Source organism: Marinirhabdus gelatinilytica (genome assembly GCF_003353425.1).
GTDB lineage: Bacteria > Bacteroidota > Bacteroidia > Flavobacteriales > Flavobacteriaceae > Marinirhabdus > Marinirhabdus gelatinilytica.
On sequence record NZ_QRAO01000002.1, the window covers coordinates 539,113 to 556,492 of the forward strand.

A 17,380-nucleotide genomic window follows, 5' to 3' on the forward strand; every position below is an offset into this window, starting at 1 on the left:
ACCTCCCAAGGGTATGCGGACATAGCTGGGGAGGTTTTGGGTTTTGTGAAATTACTTGGCCTCTGGGTGCGTACTGGAAGTTTGCATGGCCCAGGCATCCAACATCCAGCTTGTTTTTTCTAGGTCTGCAATATAGCCGCCTATCAGGTCGATGGTGCCCTCGTCGTTCGCTTCTTCGGCCTTTTCTATTACCGAACGCATTTGCTTGAGCATAGCGCCATGATCTTTTAGAAGGGTTTTCACCATTTCGGTATCCTTCATTTCTGAAGGTGATTCCTTCAAGTTGGAGATTTTCAAGTAGTCTGAATAATTGCTCACGGGCTGGAATCGTAGCGTAAGGATTCGTTCGGCAATTTCGTCAACCTTCAGTTTTGCATCGTCATACAATTCTTCAAATTTCTCGTGAAGTACAAAGAAGCTATTACCTACTATGTTCCAGTGGAAATTACGTAGTTTTTGATAGTACAAATGATAATCTGCCAAGAGGATATCCAGTTCTTTGGCAGTTGCCTTAATTTTTTCTTTATCTAAGTTCAAGTAATTCATATTTAGTAATTTGTGTTAAGTTATATACAAAGATAAAGGCTGTAAATCCCAATACCAATTAAATACAAAGCTTTGGATTTTTTTTAACTGAATGCACTGTCATTTTAAGAAAAACATGACACTTGTAAATAACTCTGAATCATTAGTTATTTGCTTTTTAAAATAGTATTTTTGCCGCTTAAAGAAAAAGAAGTGAAAGAGTTGTTGATTACGGCCATTAAAGCCGCTATACTTGCGGGCAAGGAGATTATGGAGGTTTATGCCACAGATTTTAATGTGGAACAAAAAGGAGACGATTCGCCTTTAACCTTGGCCGATAAGAATGCCAACGAGGTGATTAATTCGTTTTTGTTGAAAACGAACATCCCAATAATAAGCGAAGAGAATAGGCAAACAGACTACCAGATACGAAAAAACTGGGAACAGTGCTGGATTGTAGATCCGTTGGATGGCACCAAGGAATTTATAAAGCGAAACGGCGAGTTTACCGTAAACATAGCGCTTGTTAAAAATGGTATCCCATTGTTGGGGATAATTTATGTACCTGTTTCAAAAGAATTATATTTTACAAACTCTGTAGGTACAAAAAGTTTCAAATATGTGGTAGATGATACTCTGGAGCATTACAGATATATTCTTGATAATGCTGAAGAAATACACCCCACAACCTCTAAGCAACCCCCTATAAAAGTAGTAGGGAGCAGGTCCCACTTGAACGAGGACACAAAAAATTTTATAGCTTCTCTTACCGAAGAAACAGAAATAGTGAGCAAGGGAAGTTCGTTGAAATTTTGTCTCGTAGCCGAAGGTAAGGCACACGTGTACCCTAGGTTTGCCCCAACTATGGAATGGGATACTGCAGCAGGCCATGCAATATGTAAAGCCGTAGGTGTAGATGTTGTGAAAACAAAAACAGGAAAGCCGTTAAAATACAATAAGGAAGACCTGTTGAACCCGTATTTTTTGGTGCAATAGGTTATGGCAGATAGCTCTTACAAACGCCATTTGGCCAAAACGATAACCTGGCGCTTGGTAGGTACCATAGATACCATACTTTTGTCGTGGTTTGTAACTGGCGATTTGTTTACAGGGCTACAGATTGGTCTTGCCGAAACAGTGACCAAACTTATACTGTATTTCCTGCACGAACGGGTTTGGTACAAAATAAACCTGGACAAGGACGGCAGGACACTGGACAGCCGCAAACGTCACTTGGCTAAAACGGTTACGTGGCGGTTTATTGGTACTTTGGACACCGTTGTGTTAGCTTGGATAATCTCTGGCAACCCATTGTCTGGATTAAAGATAGGTTTTGCCGAGGTCGTGACCAAGATGTTACTGTATTACGTTCACGAACGTGTGTGGTATAAAATAGACTTTGGTCTTTCAAAAAGAAAAAATAAAGAATGAAGAATATAGTTCCGCATCACTTTAGTGTTTCAAGGGAGCAACGGGCACTCCAAATGGGCCACGGTGCTTTTTTAATCTGGTTTACGGGACTATCGGGTTCAGGTAAATCTACCATTGCCAATGCCGTGGAGGAAGCACTCTTCAAAAAAAATATACACACCTATACCTTGGACGGCGATAACGTACGCAAGGGGTTGAACAACAACCTGTCCTTTTCCCCAGAAGATAGAACTGAAAATATCCGTCGCATCGCGGAAGTCTCAAACTTAATGATCGATGCAGGGTTGGTAGTACTGGCAGCATTTGTTTCACCCTATGCTGAAGACAGGGCAAACATAAAAAATATAGTGGGGCACGATAACTTTGTTGAAGTTTTTGTGAATACCCCGGTAGAAGAATGTGAGCGTCGTGACGTAAAAGGACTGTACGCCAAGGCAAGGGCCGGTGAAATAACTAACTTTACAGGAGTGAACGCTCCTTACGAAGCCCCCGTGGCTCCAGATGTACAAATAAATACCATAGAAACAACTGTTGAAAATGCCGTAGACATCATTCTACAGCACATAGACAAAAAACTACATACCAATGGGTAAGTATTATTTAAATTATCTAGACGAATTAGAATCTGAAGCTATCTTCATACTCCGTGAAGTATGGGCCCAGTTTGAGAATCCCGTGATCCTTTTCTCAGGTGGAAAGGATTCAATTTTGGTCACACACTTGGCCAAGAAGGCATTTTATCCTTCAAAAATTCCATTTCCTTTAATGCACGTAGATACAGGGCACAATTTTCCTGAGACCATAAAGTTTAGGGACGATCTTGTACAATCCCTAGGGGTAAAATTACTAGTAGGTTCAGTACAGGAAAGTATAGACCAAGGTAGGGTAGCTGAAGAACGTGGAAAAAATGCTACGAGAAATGCATTGCAAATTACCACTTTGTTGGACGCTATCGAGGAGAACAAGGTAGATTGCGCCATAGGTGGTGGTAGAAGAGATGAAGAAAAAGCCCGCGCCAAAGAACGCTTCTTTTCACATAGAGACGATTTTGGACAGTGGGACCCCAAAAACCAGCGACCAGAACTGTGGAACCTGCTTAACGGGAAACATTTTGAGGGCGAACACTTTAGAGCATTCCCTATAAGTAACTGGACCGAGATGGATGTATGGAATTATATTCTGAGAGAAAATATACAAATACCTTCTCTATATTTTGCCCATGAGCGCGAAGTTGTGTGGAGACAGGACTCTTGGATACCGGTTTCAGAATTCCTGAAATTGGAGGAGGGCGAAAAAGTGGAGACGAAAAAGATACGTTTCAGGACTTTGGGCGATATCACCATAACAGGTGGGATAGAATCTGATGCAGATACCTTAGAAAAAATCGCTGCTGAGGTTTCAGCAATGAAACAGACCGAACGCGGTAACCGTAGCGACGATAAACGAAGCGAAACAGCTATGGAAGACCGGAAAAGGCAGGGATATTTTTAACAAATATAGAATCCCCCCTTTGAAGGGGGGCTAGGGGGATGTTTCAATCATTTAACAACACCCAATCAACAAATTACCTAAATAACTATGAAATTAGAAACAAACCAATTATTAAGATTTACCACGGCAGGAAGTGTGGACGATGGTAAAAGCACCCTTATTGGGCGTTTGCTCTATGATAGTAAATCTATATTTGAAGACCAACTGGCAGCCGTAGAAACCACCAGTAAGCGCAAAGGGCATGAAGGTGTAGACCTCGCACTGTTTACCGATGGGCTTAAGGATGAAAGGGAACAAGGTATTACCATAGATGTGGCATACCGATACTTTACCACGCCAAAACGTAAATTTATCATCGCCGATACCCCTGGGCATATACAATACACCCGGAATATGGTTACAGGTGCCTCTACTGCAAATGCTGCACTTATACTAATTGATGCCAGGCACGGTGTAATTGAGCAAACAAAGAGACACGCGTTTATTGCATCGTTGTTGCAAATTCCACATGTGATCGTTTGTATAAATAAAATGGACCTTGTGGATTTCTCTGAAAAGGTGTACGACGAGATTGTTTCACAATTTGAGAGTTTTGCTTCAAAATTATATGTGAAGGACATTCAGTTTTTACCCATAAGTGCATTGCTGGGCGATAATGTAGTAAACCGAAGTGAGAACACACCTTGGTATAAAGGAGCTCCATTGTTATACACCTTGGAAACACTTCACATAAGTAGCGACCTCAATAAGATTGACGCACGTTTCCCCGTTCAAACAGTGTTGAGGCCACAGTCCGAAGAATTTTTGGACTACCGTGGTTATGCAGGAAGAGTGGCAAGCGGAATCTTTAGGCCCGGTGATGAAGTAGCTGTACTGCCCTCTGGGTTCACATCTACCATCAAGACCATCGATACCCTTGAGGGCGAGCTAGAAGAGGCGTATGCTCCTATGTCGGTTTCCATTACCCTAGAGGATGATATAGATATAAGCCGTGGCGATATGATCGTAAAAAAGAATAACCAGCCAGAGCCTGTGCAGGAATTTGACGCAATGCTATGTTGGTTAAACGATGCTCCAGCGCGTCCACGAGCAAAATACACCATCCTGCACACCAGTAACGAGCAAAGGGCCATGATAAAAGAAGTTATCTATAAGATAGATATAAACACCTATGCTCGTGAAGAGGAAGACAAATCCTTGGAGATGAATGCCATTGCCCGTGTTAAGATACGTACCACGCGCCCCTTAATGATGGACGAGTACAGGGACAACCGTGTAACCGGTAGTTTTGTACTTATAGATGATGCCACGCACGAAACGGTCGCTGCGGGGATGATAATGTAGGGTTCTAAATAACGGTATGTCATTACGGAAGAAATCTATTTCCAGTTTTTTTTGGGCTGCACTAGAGCAGATGGGAAACCAAACCATAAGCTTGGTTGTCTCAATAATCCTGGCAAGGATCTTATTGCCTAAGGATTTTGGGCTTATAGGCATGATACTTATTTTCATGGCTATAGGGAAGGCAATTATAGATTCAGGGCTTTCGCAATCACTTATCCGTTCAAAAAAGGTTACCAATGTAGACTTTTCAACCGTGTTTTTTTTCAATGTATCATTGAGTTTTATACTTTATGGTGCGTTGTTTTTTTTGGCCCCTTTGGTATCCCAGTTCTATGAAGAACCTATCTTGACCAGTATTATAAGATGGTATTCTTTGGTATTCATCTTAACGGCTCTTGGCTCTATCCAGCAAACACGATTTATTAAAACCCTTCGTTTTAAAGTATTTTTCAAGATAGCGTTTCCTTCTATCTTGCTAGGTGGCGGAATAGGGGTTTTTATGGCATTAAACGATTTTGGGGTATGGAGCTTGGTGGCAAGCGCTGTTTCCCAAGCTTTTTTTAACACTGTGTTTTTGTGGATATTCTCTAATTGGAGACCAAGGCTCGTATTTTCTTTAGCGCAATTCAAAAAGCATTTTAATTATGGATATAAACTAACCATGTCCAGTATTATAGATGTGGGCTATAGGAATATTTATGCGGTACTCATAGGTAAATATTATTCTGCAAGGGAATTGGGATATTATAACCGGGCAGACACATTGCAACAACTGCCCGTTGCAAATATTGGCGCCATTCTAACGAAAGTTACGTTTCCTGTTTTTGCCAAGGTACAGGACGATAATGTAAAACTTAAATATGCAATCAAGCTTATCATCAAGTCCGTAACCACAGTTCTGGCTCCTCTGTTATTATTGGCAGCGGCATTGGGAGAACCGCTCTTCAGGTTTATCTTAACAGAAAAGTGGTTGCCTGCTGTACCTTATTTTCAAATTCTGTGCTGGGCCGGAATATTATACCCCCTCAATGCCAATAATCTCAACCTATTGAAAGTAAAGGGCAGGAGCGACCTTTTTTTACGTTTGGAAATTATCAAGAAAGGATTGGGTCTCTTGCTTATATTCATAGCGTTTCCCTATGGTATCAAAGCCTTGTTGTATACAATGGTCGTTAATTCAGTAATTTCATTTTTTATTAACTCTAATTTCACTAAAAAATTTATAAATTATAGTAGTTTTGAACAGTTGGGAGACATTCTTCCGCTTATAGTCCAGGCTGCGATAGTTGCTTTTTTGGTCTATGTTGCTGACACTAATTTTCAGCACTATATTAACAGTGATGTATTGAGGATATTGTTGTGGGGTACTGCTGGGACTTTAATGTATGTAGCTACACTACAAATTTTTCAGAAATCCTTTATCAAACAGGCCATTAGCTTTTTCAAAAATCAATGATACACGTAACAAAGACATTTTTTCCACCAATCGAGGAATACCAGTCCCAAATAAAGAGAATCTGGCAAAACCAATGGCTTACTAACCGTGGAGCACTTGTGCAGGAACTGGAAGAAGGCATTGAGACCAATTACAACACCCCACCATTAATTTTAACCAGCAACGGTACGGTGCCCCTGCAAATAGCGTTACGATTAAAAGGCAAACGAGGCGAAGTGATTACTACACCCTTTAGCTATGTGGCAACAACAGCTTCTATCGTCTGGGAGTACTGTACCCCCGTTTTTGTGGATATTGACCCAGAAACCTTCTCTATTGATGAAAAACTAATTGAAGCAGCCATAACACCCAACACAACTGCCATAATGCCCACACACGTCTTTGGAAACCCCTGTGATGTAGAAGCTATCGATGCCATAGCGTCAAAACATAACTTGACGGTTATCTATGATGCAGCCCATTGCTTTGGAGTGTTGTACAAAGGAAATTCTATCTTTTCTTATGGCGATATAAGCACCTGTAGTTTCCATGCCACCAAACTGTTCCACACGGGTGAGGGTGGTGCTATCTTTTGTGGGGACAAGGACCTTTTCGAGGTGATAGATTATTCACACAAGTTTGGGCACGATGGACCACTTGAGTTTAAAGGGCTTGGGGTAAATGCAAAAATGAGCGAATTACAAGCAGCTATGGGATTGACTGTCTTGCCGTATATGGACAATATTATATCCCACCGTAAAAAAGTTGTTGGGAAGTATATGGAGCTGCTGGATTTTTCAATTCTGAAAACAATGAAGATCCGTCCTAATACTGAGTGGAACTACAGTTATTTCCCCATTGTTTTTCAAACAGAAGCACAGCTAGTGGTTGTGGAGAAAGCCTTACAGGATAATGGAGTTATACCAAGGCGCTATTTCTATCCTTCGTTGAACAAGTTGCCTTACGTAAAAGAAATAAAAATGCCAGTTTCAGAAAAAATCGCGAAAACCATTTTATGCCTGCCCTTGAGCCATGAAATTTCACTGTCTGAAATTGCAAGAATCTCCAACATCATAAATTCAGCATTATGAAGGTAGCGGTTATGCAACCCTATATTTTTCCTTACCTAGGATATTTCCAATTAATAGCCGCGGTTGATGCCTTTGTGTTCTACGATGATGTTAACTATATAAAAGGTGGGTGGGTAAATAGAAACAGAATCTTGGTTCATGGCAACGAAAAGTTTATTACGTTCCCTTGTGATAAGGCGAGCCCAAATAAGCTTATTTCTGAAATTGACCTTGTGGTCAAGCATCCGCTCTTCAAAAAACAGTTGCGTACCATAAAACAGAGCTATAGGAAAGCTCCGTATTTTGATAGTGTCTTTCCGCTAATAGAATCAATTTTTGATGATCGCCCCGAAAAACTCTCCGAGTTTGCCATGTTGGGCATAGAGCGTATTTTAGACTTTCTGGATATTTCTAAGGAATTGTATGTATCCTCTAAGAACTTCAACGATACGAAGGATTTTGATCGAACAGACAGACTCATCGAAATTTGTACATCATTAAAGGCAGACACCTATATAAACAGTGCAGGTGGTAAGGAGCTATATTCAAAAAAGGATTTCATGGAACATAACATTCAGCTTAAGTTTTTAATTCCCGAATTGACCGAATATGAACAATTTAAGCAAGAGTTTGTGCCCGGACTCTCAATTATTGATGTGCTCATGTTCAACTCCAAGGACAAGGTTGTGGATTTAATGAAAAATTATTCCTTAGAGTAATATGAAAAAAATTGCCATACATAGTGTGCCGCGTTCTGGATCCACTTGGTTGGGTTCTATTTTCGACTCACATCCCAATACTGTGTACAGGTTCCAACCATTATTCTCCTATGCGTTTAAATCTTTTTTGGACGAAAATGCTTCAGAAGAAAGGATCGAAAGATTTTTTGATGATATCTTGAAGACAAAGGATCCTTTTATCTGTCAGGTAGAAGCCAAGGAAAAGGGAATAATACCCACCTTTAAAAAGGAAGGGACAGAAGTGGTAGTTTATAAGGAAGTTCGATACCATAATGTTTTGAAAAACATGCTTGAAACATCGCCCGATGTTTCGGTAGTTGGGTTGGTTAGGAATCCTCTCGCAACACTTAATTCCTGGTTAAGGGCTCCCAAAGAATTTAAACCCGAATTGGGCTGGAAAATAGAAGAGGAGTGGCGTTGGGCTCCAAAAAAGAATCTTGACCAAGCGCATGAGTTTAACGGCTACGAAAAGTGGAAAGAAACTGCGTCGCTGTTTGAAGGTTTAAAGAGTGAATTCCCAGATAGGTTCTATCTCTTGCGTTATAGTGACCTGTTAAAGAATACAGAAGGATCCATAAAAAAGCTTTTTGAATTTTTGGATATTTCAGTAACAGAGGAGGTCCTTGGTTTTTTGGACGAAAGCAAGAACACACAGCAAAAGGATAGTTACAGCGTCTTCAAAACAAAAAAAAATGACGCTTCCTGGAAACAAAACCTACCTGAGTATATTATAACTCATGTACTAAACGACTTAAAAGGAACCGCTCTTGAAAAGTATCTGGACTGAGATGGATTTTACCGCTTTTAAAAAAAAATATCAAAAAAAACAGGTTAGGTGCTTTCCCAATAGTGTAACCCCCAACCCGTTAGTGAGTGTATGTTTACAAACGTACCAGCACGAAGTATTTATTGAGGAATGTATTGAAAGTGTTTTAGCACAAGAAACAAATTTTGAATATGAAATAATAATCGGAGAAGACGCGAGCAAGGACAGGACCCGTGAAATCTGTAAAGAATACGCTCAGAAATACCCCGATAAAATAAGACTTTTACTGCATGAAGCGGATAATAAAATTAGTATTGACGGTAGAGTAACAGGCCGTTTCAATTTTCTTTATAAAATCTATGCTTCGAGAGGTAAATATATTGCACATATAGATGGAGACGATGTTTGGAAGGATAAATACAAACTGCAGAAACAGGTAGATTTTCTAGAACAAAATCCAGATTATATCATGAGTTTTCACGATACATCGGTTATCGATGAAAATGGAATTGTTTTAGAGAGTAACCTTCTTGATTATAAAAAATCAACATTTTATCCCGTCGACATCATTCCAGGTCTGCTCATACCCACGAGCTCCATTGTGTTTAGAAATTGCATTGACAGTTTTGAAAAAGAATTTGTAGGAATTATGAATGCAGATACACTGCTTTTATCAAAGCTGGCCAACTATGGTAACGCATACTACCATAGCGATATTAAAAATAATTATTATCGTCACCATGGTGGTGGACTATGGAGCAAGGTCCCGTCACTTCAGAAAAAAAGGAGTAGTTTAAAAACCTTTCTGGCACTAAAAAAACTATCCAAAAAGAAATACTACACTCAATTGAACAGAAAAATTGCTTCTTTGCACTTAGAGTTGATGAGGCTTTCACCAAAATTCTCAGGCACATTGAAACATACTGTTCTTTTACTGAAATTTCTTTTTTTTTATACACTCAATCGTTTTTTTAAGATATACCTTTAACTAAGCCTATGATTAGTGTAGTAATACCACTCTTTAACAAGGAAAGTTATATTTCCGACACCCTGCAATCTGTACTGGCACAAACTTTCTCAAACCTTGAAGTGATCGTTGTGGATGATGGCAGTACGGACGGTTCGGCTACTATGGTAAGGGCAATAAATGACCCTAGAGTGCAATTACTTGAAATTGAAAACAGTGGTGTTTCTATGGCCCGTAACACTGGTATTACAACAGCTAAATACAATTGGATTGCTTTCCTAGATGCGGACGACCGGTGGGCACCTACATTTTTAGAGGAAATGGTACAGGCCATCGAAGACTACCCAAATGAAAAAATATTTGCAACAGGGAGAAGCATGGTATTCACCAATATAGAAGAACGGTATGCAAACACTATTATTCCCGCACAAGGTACAACGGGTTTAATAAGCTACTTTGAGGTTATCACAAAGGACCTGCCCCCTGTAAACTCTTCGAATGTGCTTATTTTAAAACAACTGTTTCAAAAGAGGGGATTCTTTAGAGAAGGAATGCGACAGCATGAGGATCACGATCTATGGATACGGCTCTGTGCCAAGCACAAGGTTGTGTTTATAAACAAAAACCTTTCATTTTATAAAAAAGATATCGCAAACAGTGCATCCCAGAGCGTTTATATTGCAAAGGATTTTATTCGCTATATGCAAACTATGGTGGAAGTACTGCCTTTGCTTTCAAAAAAAGACACAGGCTTTTTTTTAAAGTACGCTCGCAAATTTATAATACTATCGTTCTTGATAAACTCCAGCAGTTACACCGGAAAAGAAAGAAAACAGCTCTTGAAGCAGGCAAAAAAAATTATACCTATATCCGGAAGGATGCTATTAAAGGTGGCAAGCGTTCTATCTTTTGCTAATCTATATGGGGCCTATAAAAAAATGAAAGAAGGATGAAACAACCTAATAAAGCAAATCTTTTTTTAGTGGGTGCTATGAAAGCAGGGACCACAACGCTTATGGATTTTTTGTCACAACATCCCAAAGTATATGCTAGTCCTATAAAAGAACCACATTATTTTGTTGAGGCCCCTCCTAAGGTCTTGTATGATCCTTCCCGTTTTTTTTCGTTGGAGAAATATTTGGAAAATGAGTTTCCTGCTTCATTGCACATCGCCAATGTAAAAGAACGATCCCAATACGAAATGTTGTTTTCTTTAGCCAGGGAAGAGCGCTACCTTTTGGAAGGAAGCACACAGTATTTGCACGCACCTGGTACCGCTGAAAAGATTCATAGCTATAATCCAGAGGCCACGATTTTGATTATAAGAAGAGATCCCTTAAAAAGAGCTTTTTCACATTATAGTATGCTTACAGGACTAAGTAAAGAGTTACGTACCTTTGAGGAAGTTATGAAAGAGGAAATTCAGCTTTATGAAAATGGCACATTGCCTTGGTACAGCTGTCTTGCCATGAGTTTTTATCAAAAACCCATTGCGATGTACAGGCGCTATTTCGATAAAGTGTTAGTGGTGGATTTTGAGGCATTGGTTCGCAACTCCCCGGAAACGGTAAAGCTTGTGTTCGATTCCCTAGATTTAGAGCATATTGATCTAGAACCGGTAAAAAACCCGAACACAGGTCGAAATATAAAATATAAACGTGTTTTTTATTTCTTAAAAGGAATAGGTGTGAAGGATATTTTTTCCAAGGTTTTTCCAACTAGGTTTAAGCATTGGTTATTTAAGACAATGACTACAAAAAAAGCCAAAGAAATACCTATCTCTAAGCAAACAGAACTAAAGCTAAATAACATATTTAATAAGGAGTCGTAATGCTTTTACTTGATATATGCGTTAATATTATCCTCCTATTGGTTGCTTTTAACCTGAAGTATTTATTTAAAGAATTCTCAGCGAAAGATAGAAAGTATCTGGATTTACTTTTGTTATTTCATATAGCCATTTCAATTTTCTTTCACTTCTATATTGTAAACAGTGGGGGAGACGCAACAAATTATTGGGAGACCCCAAAGGAATGGTCACTTCAGGAAATTTGGGATATAGCGTCCAGGCCTTCGGGTACTGGAATGATGTACTTGATCAATTATATTCCATCCAACACCCTTCAGCTTTCCTTTTTCACGGGGAATATGCTTTATTCTTTTTTTGGGTTTATAGGTTTTGTTTATCTATTCAGGCTTATCAAGCTCTCTTTTGCCAAAACCAATGTGCTTTCAGAAATAAAATTATTTAATGTTCCACTTTTCCCTTGGGTATTCTTTTTGCCAAATTTCCATTTCTGGACTTCAGGTATTGGTAAGGACGCATTGCTTTTTACAACTATAATCCTAGTTTTTTTCTCATTAAAGAACTTTAAAGAACACTTGGTGTTAATGGGCTTGTCTTGTATTGTCATGTTAGCTATTAGACCCCATATGTTTCTTTTTATAGTGGTAGCATTCATGGGCGCTTATATTCTTGAAGGGCATTTAAAGGCCTATCAAAAGGGATTTGTTGCATTGCTACTTGTGGGTGCCCTCATAGTAGTGTTGCCATATGTAATGGAGTTTGTTCAATTAGAGAGTCTAGAGACAGAGGTTATAGAAAATTATACTTCCGATAAGGCCTCGAATCTCAACAGGGATCAAACGGGATCGGGGGTGGATATCTCTGGTTATCCTTTCCCACTAAAATTATTTACTTTTTTATATAGACCTCTGTTTTTCGACATCAATGGCATCTTGGCCATACTTTCATCTTTTGAAAATTTTATTTTAGTACTATTGAGCTTTTCAATTTTCAGAAAAAAACCTATTTCAGCTTTTAAAAAATCACACCGTATAATAAAGGGGGGGATAATATTCTTTCTTTTAGGATCTTCGGCATTCTCTTTAATCCTTGGTAACTTGGGGATTATGCTGAGACAAAAAAATATGCTAATGCCCTGGTTGATACTTTTTGTTATTAGTGTTTATTATCAATTTTTGAACAAACCCCACATCAATGAAAATTCTAATAGTTACTAATAGTCTGGCCACAGGTGGGGCAGAAAAACTTATCCTGGACACTGTGCCAGAATTTGTAAAAAAGGGAGTTGAGGTAACGTTGGTTTTGCTCAATGGCAATTCCACGCCATTTCTAGATGCGTTAAGGAAAAAAAATGTTTGTGAGATCGTTTCATTGTCAAACGGCTCAGTATATAATCCGCTTCTTATTTTCAAGCTGATTCCACACCTCAAAAACCATACGATCGTCCACGTCCATTTATTTCCTTCTCTTTATTGGGTTGCAATTGCGAAACTTTTAAGCAGATCAAAAGCAACCTTATTCTTTACAGAACATAGTACTTCCAATAAGAGAATACGAAACGGTGTGTTCAAGATACTGGAAAGATTTATCTATAATAAATACGATAAAGTTGTGTGTATAACACATAAGGTTCGCACTATATTCATGGAGCATTTAAATTTTCCGAAGGAACAAATGCCCGTCATAAATAACGGAGTACCAATAGATAAGTTTAAAAATGCCAAAAAAATTGAAAGGACAGCTATAGATAAAATGGTTAAGGAAACCGATTATCTTCTGGTACAGGTCTCAGGATTCAGGGAACAAAAAGATCAGCCTACCTTAATTAAGGCGCTTTCAAATTTGCCAGAAGATATCAAGTTAGTGCTGGTTGGTGAAGGCGATTATAGGAGCGGTTGCGAACAGTTAGTCGATAAACTTCAGTTAAACCATAGAGTGTTTTTCCTTGGACTTCGAATGGATGTTGCAGAAATATTAAAAACTTGTGATGTGTGTGTGCTGTCTTCCTATTACGAGGGTCTTTCACTTTCCAGTATTGAAGGGATGGCAAGTGGAAACCCATTTGTTGCGAGCAGGGTGCCTGGGTTAGAAGAGATGGTTGATGGCGCAGGATTGTTATTTGAACAAGGAGATTCTGTAGCATTGGCATCCCATATAGAATTGCTCCGTAACGATAAGGATTTTGCTAAGCAGATTGCTGAAAAATGTGAGCAAAGAGCTAGTAGATACAGCATAGAAATGATGGTAGATAATCACATTAAACTTTACGAACAATATGCCTAAACCAAAACTAGTACGCATTACAACCATACCGCTCTCACTGGAAAAGTTGTTGGAAGGGCAACTGGGCTATATGGCATCACATTTCGATGTAACCGCTGTAAGCGCTGAAGAGCAACGCCTACGAGAATATGCAGAAAAGGAAGGCGTACACTATTTTCACGTGGCACTAACGCGAAAAATAACTCCTTTTAAAGATATACGTGCTGTTTACAAACTGTATAGATTCTTACAAAATGAAAAACCCGATATAGTACATACCCACACTCCAAAAGCAGGAATTGTTGGGATGATGGCCGCATATCTTGCACGAGTACCTAATCGAATTCACGATGTAGCAGGACTACCATTAATGGAGGCAACAGGCTTGAAACGAAACGTGTTGATCCAAGTTGAAAAACTGACCTATTTTTTTGCCACACATGTCCTTCCAAACTCTAAAGGACTTCAGGACTATATCTTACAGCATAGGTTCACCACTAAGAAAAAAATGAACATTCTAGGTGAAGGAAGCAGCAACGGTACAAATACAGATTATTTTAGGGACGAGTGTGTGGAAAAAACTGAAGTTACCAAGACAAAAGAAGCTTGGAAAATACCTAAAGATGATTTTATTTTTGTGTTCATTGGCCGTTTGGTTGGCGACAAAGGAATCAATGAGTTGGTGGTGGCTTTTAAGGCGCTCGCAGAAACAAAATCCAACTGCACACTTCTTTTGGTTGGTCCTGTAGAGGATACCCTGGACCCCTTGGAAAAACATACCCTTGTTGAAATTTCAAAGAATCCAAAAATTGTCACTACAGGGTTTCAACAGGATGTACGTAATTTTCTTGCTCTTAGTGATGCTCTGGTGTTTCCTAGCTATAGAGAGGGGTTTCCTAATGTAGTCATGGAAGCAGGCGCTATGGGATTACCATCAATAGTGACCGATATTAATGGTTGCAACGAGATAATCGAACATGGCAAGAACGGCTATATAGTGCCCAAAAAGAATTCTAGAGCATTAATGGATGCTATGCTTTTCTTTCTCGAAAACCCCGCCGAAGTTGCTAAGATGCAGCAAAACGCCCGTCCTATGATAGTGAACAGGTACAAACGTGAGCATATTTGGCAATTGATTCTTGCAGAATACCAATCAATCTTACAGAATACGTAACTTTGCCACGTGTACAAGAGTTTTTTTAAACCCATTTTAGATGTTGCCGCAGCTGCTGTGGTTTTTGTGTTGCTACTACCACTATTCTTGGTAGTTGCTGCACTATTGACTATTGCGCTCAAGGGAACCCCGTTCTTCACCCAAACAAGACCAGGAAAGGATGAACGGTTGTTTTCTATTATTAAGTTCAGGACCATGAGTAACGAAAAGGACGCACAGGGTAACTTGCTACCGGATGCACAGCGACTTTCAGGGTTTGGGAAATTTGTACGCTCCACTTCGTTGGACGAACTTCCACAGCTATTGAATGTGATAAAAGGGGATATGAGTTTTGTGGGTCCACGGCCCTTGTTGCCCCAATACCTACCGCTGTATTCAGAAGAACAAAAAAAAAGACACTTTGTAAAACCAGGGATTACAGGTTGGGCACAGGTAAATGGGAGGAATGCACTTTCCTGGCAAAAAAAATTTGAATTGGATGTTTATTACGTTGAAAAAATTAGTTTTGCGCTGGATATGAAAATAATTGCTCTCACGGTGCAAAAAGTAGTGAACCGTACTGATATAAACAGTACCAACAGTGTTACGACCGAACCCTTTAGAGGAAACCAACTATGAAAACGATACATATTTTTGGTGGAGGAGGACATAGCTTTGCCCTTGTAGAATTAATAAGGTCTCTGGGGCTATATGAACCAAAAGCAATATTGGATAAAAACCCTTCAAGAAAAAATGTGTTGGGGGTTCCCGTACTTCTTAAAGAAGGTAACTCCCATAGTACTGAACACGCCGCTATCGCCATTGGTAACAATAAAAACCGAAAAAAAGTTGCAAATTCCATAACCGTACCCTGCCCAAACTTCGTACATAAGAGCGCTGTGGTGTATCCATCGGTCCAATTGGGCAAAGGTGTTCAGGTGTTACCCAATGCCGTGGTAGATGCAGACGTACGTTTGGGAGACTTTACCATTGTAAACAATAATGCAAGTGTGTCCCATAATTGTATCATCGGCAATTTTTGCCACATCGCCATTAACACGGCCATTTCTGGAGGATGTACCATTGGCGAAGGTACTTTGGTAGGTGCAGGAAGCGTAATCTTGCCAGAACTGAACGTAGGTAAATGGGCAGTAATTGGTGCCGGATCCGTAGTGACCAAGGATGTTCCAGATTTTGCAACCGTATATGGAAATCCTGCTCAAATTATTAGAAAAGAGACCCTAAATGGACAATAGAATATACCTTTCCTCGCCACACATGGGCGAAACAGAACAAACCTATGTCAGCAAAGCCTTCGAGACCAATTGGATTGCTCCCCTAGGACCCAATGTACAGGAATTTGAAATTGCTATTGAAGACTATTTGGGTAATAAAAAAAACGTGGCGGCCTTGAGTTCTGGTACCGCTGCATTGCATCTGGCACTTATCCTGTTGGGCGTTTCCAGTGGAGATGAGGTATTGTGCCAGAGTATGACCTTTAGCGCATCTGCAAATCCTATTGTGTACCAAGGAGCCACACCGGTTTTCGTGGATAGCGAGCATACAACCTGGAATATGTGCCCAGACCTTTTGGAAGAAGCTATTAGAGATCGTATAAAAAAAGGTAAAAAGCCCAAGGCCATAATAGCAGTGCATCTTTACGGGATGCCTTACCAAGTAGAAAAATTACAAGCTGTAGCCGAAAAACACGGTATACCCATTGTGGAAGACAGCGCCGAAGCTCTGGGTAGCACGTACAAAGGTAAGATGTGCGGGACATTTGGCACCTATGCCATTCTTTCCTTTAACGGCAACAAAATAATAACAACATCGGGAGGTGGTGCTTTGGTAGCTCCCACTTTGGCTTTGAAGCAACGAGCAGTATTTTTGGCCACCCAAGCAAGGGATGAGGCGCCACATTATCAACATTCCAACATTGGCTATAATTATCGCTTGAGCAATATTTGTGCAGGGATAGGAAGAGGGCAAATGGAAGTGTTGCCTGAACGTATTTCCCAAAGAAGGAAAAACAACTCAAGATATGCTGAAATTTTTAGAAATGTAGAAGGTGTTTCAGTTTTCACGGAACCTGATGGGGACTATTTTTCAAACCACTGGTTAAGCTGTATCCAGATTGATAAGAATAAAACAGGTTTTACACCTGAAAAATTACGATTGGCGCTTGAAGCCGAAAATATAGAGTCCAGACCCCTTTGGAAACCTATGCACCTACAACCCGTCTTTAAGGATGCTCCAGCGTACACCAATGGTATTTCCGAAGAAATTTTCAGTAAGGGACTATGTTTGCCTTCAGGTTCAAACTTAACTGCAAAAGATTGGGAAAGGATTAAAATTGTTTTAGGACAGTTCGTTTAGATTATCCCTATAT

Annotated in this window: 19 protein-coding genes; 18 read left to right on the plus strand and 1 reads right to left on the minus strand. The window is 39.7% G+C overall.

Annotation, left to right across the window (positions count from 1 at the left end):
• Positions 1-51: 51 nt before the first annotated feature.
• A complete protein-coding gene (locus C8D94_RS08560) occupies positions 52-546 on the minus strand; it encodes a Dps family protein (RefSeq protein ID WP_115123503.1) in 495 nt (164 codons plus the stop codon).
• A gap of 249 nt (positions 547-795) precedes the next feature.
• On the opposite strand from C8D94_RS08560, the gene cysQ reads away from it, so the two are divergent.
• From cysQ to C8D94_RS08650, 18 genes are all read left to right on the plus strand, one after another.
• Complete coding sequence (gene cysQ, locus C8D94_RS08565; protein WP_394340212.1) at positions 796-1,521, plus strand: 3'(2'),5'-bisphosphate nucleotidase CysQ; 726 nt, start codon at positions 796-798, stop codon at positions 1,519-1,521.
• A 3-nt stretch (positions 1,522-1,524) separates the two neighbouring features.
• Complete coding sequence (locus C8D94_RS08570) at positions 1,525-1,956, plus strand: DUF2061 domain-containing protein (protein ID WP_115123504.1); 432 nt, start codon at positions 1,525-1,527, stop codon at positions 1,954-1,956.
• Positions 1,953-2,549 (plus strand): adenylyl-sulfate kinase, encoded by a 597-nt coding sequence (cysC, locus tag C8D94_RS08575; protein ID WP_115123505.1) that lies wholly within the window; start codon positions 1,953-1,955, stop codon positions 2,547-2,549. The genes C8D94_RS08570 and cysC overlap by 4 nt, the downstream gene beginning before the upstream one ends.
• Positions 2,542-3,447 (plus strand): sulfate adenylyltransferase subunit CysD, encoded by a 906-nt coding sequence (cysD, locus tag C8D94_RS08580; RefSeq protein WP_115123506.1) that lies wholly within the window; start codon positions 2,542-2,544, stop codon positions 3,445-3,447. The genes cysC and cysD overlap by 8 nt, the downstream gene beginning before the upstream one ends.
• An 87-nt stretch (positions 3,448-3,534) precedes the next feature.
• Positions 3,535-4,791 (plus strand): sulfate adenylyltransferase subunit 1, encoded by a 1,257-nt coding sequence (locus C8D94_RS08585; RefSeq protein ID WP_115123507.1) that lies wholly within the window; start codon positions 3,535-3,537, stop codon positions 4,789-4,791.
• Between the two features lie 16 nt (positions 4,792-4,807).
• Positions 4,808-6,247 (plus strand): lipopolysaccharide biosynthesis protein, encoded by a 1,440-nt coding sequence (locus C8D94_RS08590; RefSeq protein ID WP_115123508.1) that lies wholly within the window; start codon positions 4,808-4,810, stop codon positions 6,245-6,247.
• Positions 6,244-7,317, plus strand: coding sequence for a DegT/DnrJ/EryC1/StrS family aminotransferase (locus C8D94_RS08595; RefSeq protein ID WP_115123509.1), 1,074 nt, complete (start codon positions 6,244-6,246; stop codon positions 7,315-7,317). Before C8D94_RS08590 ends, C8D94_RS08595 begins: the two co-directional genes overlap by 4 nt.
• Positions 7,314-8,015, plus strand: coding sequence for a WbqC family protein (locus C8D94_RS08600; RefSeq protein ID WP_115123510.1), 702 nt, complete (start codon positions 7,314-7,316; stop codon positions 8,013-8,015). Before C8D94_RS08595 ends, C8D94_RS08600 begins: the two co-directional genes overlap by 4 nt.
• Before the next feature lies 1 nt (position 8,016).
• Positions 8,017-8,823 carry a sulfotransferase family protein gene (locus tag C8D94_RS08605; protein WP_115123511.1) on the plus strand — a complete coding sequence of 269 codons (807 nt, stop codon included), beginning with the start codon at positions 8,017-8,019 and terminating at the stop codon, positions 8,821-8,823.
• Positions 8,804-9,790 carry a glycosyltransferase gene (locus C8D94_RS08610; protein WP_147278523.1) on the plus strand — a complete coding sequence of 329 codons (987 nt, stop codon included), beginning with the start codon at positions 8,804-8,806 and terminating at the stop codon, positions 9,788-9,790. The genes C8D94_RS08605 and C8D94_RS08610 overlap by 20 nt, the downstream gene beginning before the upstream one ends.
• A gap of 8 nt (positions 9,791-9,798) precedes the next feature.
• Positions 9,799-10,722: a glycosyltransferase family 2 protein gene (locus tag C8D94_RS08615; protein WP_115123513.1), complete on the plus strand. Its 924-nt coding sequence runs from the start codon at positions 9,799-9,801 to the stop codon at positions 10,720-10,722.
• Positions 10,719-11,600 carry a sulfotransferase family protein gene (locus C8D94_RS08620; protein ID WP_115123514.1) on the plus strand — a complete coding sequence of 294 codons (882 nt, stop codon included), beginning with the start codon at positions 10,719-10,721 and terminating at the stop codon, positions 11,598-11,600. Before C8D94_RS08615 ends, C8D94_RS08620 begins: the two co-directional genes overlap by 4 nt.
• A complete protein-coding gene (locus C8D94_RS08625) occupies positions 11,600-12,793 on the plus strand; it encodes a hypothetical protein (RefSeq protein WP_115123515.1) in 1,194 nt (397 codons plus the stop codon). Before C8D94_RS08620 ends, C8D94_RS08625 begins: the two co-directional genes overlap by 1 nt.
• The gene (locus C8D94_RS08630; protein WP_115123516.1) at positions 12,771-13,859 is read left to right on the plus strand and encodes a glycosyltransferase; all 1,089 of its coding nucleotides are present in this window, start codon (positions 12,771-12,773) and stop codon (positions 13,857-13,859) included. Before C8D94_RS08625 ends, C8D94_RS08630 begins: the two co-directional genes overlap by 23 nt.
• Entirely contained in the window at positions 13,852-15,012 is a 1,161-nt protein-coding gene (locus C8D94_RS08635; protein ID WP_115123517.1) for a glycosyltransferase family 4 protein, read from the plus strand. Before C8D94_RS08630 ends, C8D94_RS08635 begins: the two co-directional genes overlap by 8 nt.
• 9 nt (positions 15,013-15,021) lie before the next feature.
• Positions 15,022-15,630, plus strand: coding sequence for a sugar transferase (locus C8D94_RS08640; protein WP_115123518.1), 609 nt, complete (start codon positions 15,022-15,024; stop codon positions 15,628-15,630).
• Positions 15,627-16,247, plus strand: a complete 621-nt coding sequence (locus tag C8D94_RS08645; RefSeq protein WP_115123519.1) for an acetyltransferase — start codon at positions 15,627-15,629, stop codon at positions 16,245-16,247. The genes C8D94_RS08640 and C8D94_RS08645 overlap by 4 nt, the downstream gene beginning before the upstream one ends.
• Entirely contained in the window at positions 16,237-17,367 is a 1,131-nt protein-coding gene (locus C8D94_RS08650; protein WP_115123520.1) for a DegT/DnrJ/EryC1/StrS family aminotransferase, read from the plus strand. Before C8D94_RS08645 ends, C8D94_RS08650 begins: the two co-directional genes overlap by 11 nt.
• Positions 17,368-17,380 lie beyond the last annotated feature (13 nt).

Excerpts from the sequence above, each read along its gene's own strand:
- C8D94_RS08590 (WP_115123508.1), top strand. The coding sequence starts at position 4,808 with ATGTCATTACGGAAGAAATCTATTTCCAGTTTTTTTTGGGCTGCACTA.
- cysC (WP_115123505.1), top strand. The coding sequence starts at position 1,953 with ATGAAGAATATAGTTCCGCATCACTTTAGTGTTTCAAGGGAGCAACGG.
- C8D94_RS08600 (WP_115123510.1), top strand. The coding sequence starts at position 7,314 with ATGAAGGTAGCGGTTATGCAACCCTATATTTTTCCTTACCTAGGATAT.
- cysQ (WP_394340212.1), top strand. The coding sequence starts at position 796 with ATGGAGGTTTATGCCACAGATTTTAATGTGGAACAAAAAGGAGACGAT.
- C8D94_RS08570 (WP_115123504.1), top strand. The coding sequence starts at position 1,525 with ATGGCAGATAGCTCTTACAAACGCCATTTGGCCAAAACGATAACCTGG.
- C8D94_RS08595 (WP_115123509.1), top strand. The coding sequence starts at position 6,244 with ATGATACACGTAACAAAGACATTTTTTCCACCAATCGAGGAATACCAG.
- C8D94_RS08615 (WP_115123513.1), top strand. The coding sequence starts at position 9,799 with ATGATTAGTGTAGTAATACCACTCTTTAACAAGGAAAGTTATATTTCC.
- C8D94_RS08560 (WP_115123503.1), bottom strand. The coding sequence starts at position 546 with ATGAATTACTTGAACTTAGATAAAGAAAAAATTAAGGCAACTGCCAAA.
- C8D94_RS08635 (WP_115123517.1), top strand. The coding sequence starts at position 13,852 with ATGCCTAAACCAAAACTAGTACGCATTACAACCATACCGCTCTCACTG.
- C8D94_RS08605 (WP_115123511.1), top strand. The coding sequence starts at position 8,017 with ATGAAAAAAATTGCCATACATAGTGTGCCGCGTTCTGGATCCACTTGG.
- C8D94_RS08630 (WP_115123516.1), top strand. The coding sequence starts at position 12,771 with ATGAAAATTCTAATAGTTACTAATAGTCTGGCCACAGGTGGGGCAGAA.
- C8D94_RS08625 (WP_115123515.1), top strand. The coding sequence starts at position 11,600 with ATGCTTTTACTTGATATATGCGTTAATATTATCCTCCTATTGGTTGCT.
- C8D94_RS08650 (WP_115123520.1), top strand. The coding sequence starts at position 16,237 with ATGGACAATAGAATATACCTTTCCTCGCCACACATGGGCGAAACAGAA.
- cysD (WP_115123506.1), top strand. The coding sequence starts at position 2,542 with ATGGGTAAGTATTATTTAAATTATCTAGACGAATTAGAATCTGAAGCT.
- C8D94_RS08620 (WP_115123514.1), top strand. The coding sequence starts at position 10,719 with ATGAAACAACCTAATAAAGCAAATCTTTTTTTAGTGGGTGCTATGAAA.
- C8D94_RS08585 (WP_115123507.1), top strand. The coding sequence starts at position 3,535 with ATGAAATTAGAAACAAACCAATTATTAAGATTTACCACGGCAGGAAGT.
- C8D94_RS08645 (WP_115123519.1), top strand. The coding sequence starts at position 15,627 with ATGAAAACGATACATATTTTTGGTGGAGGAGGACATAGCTTTGCCCTT.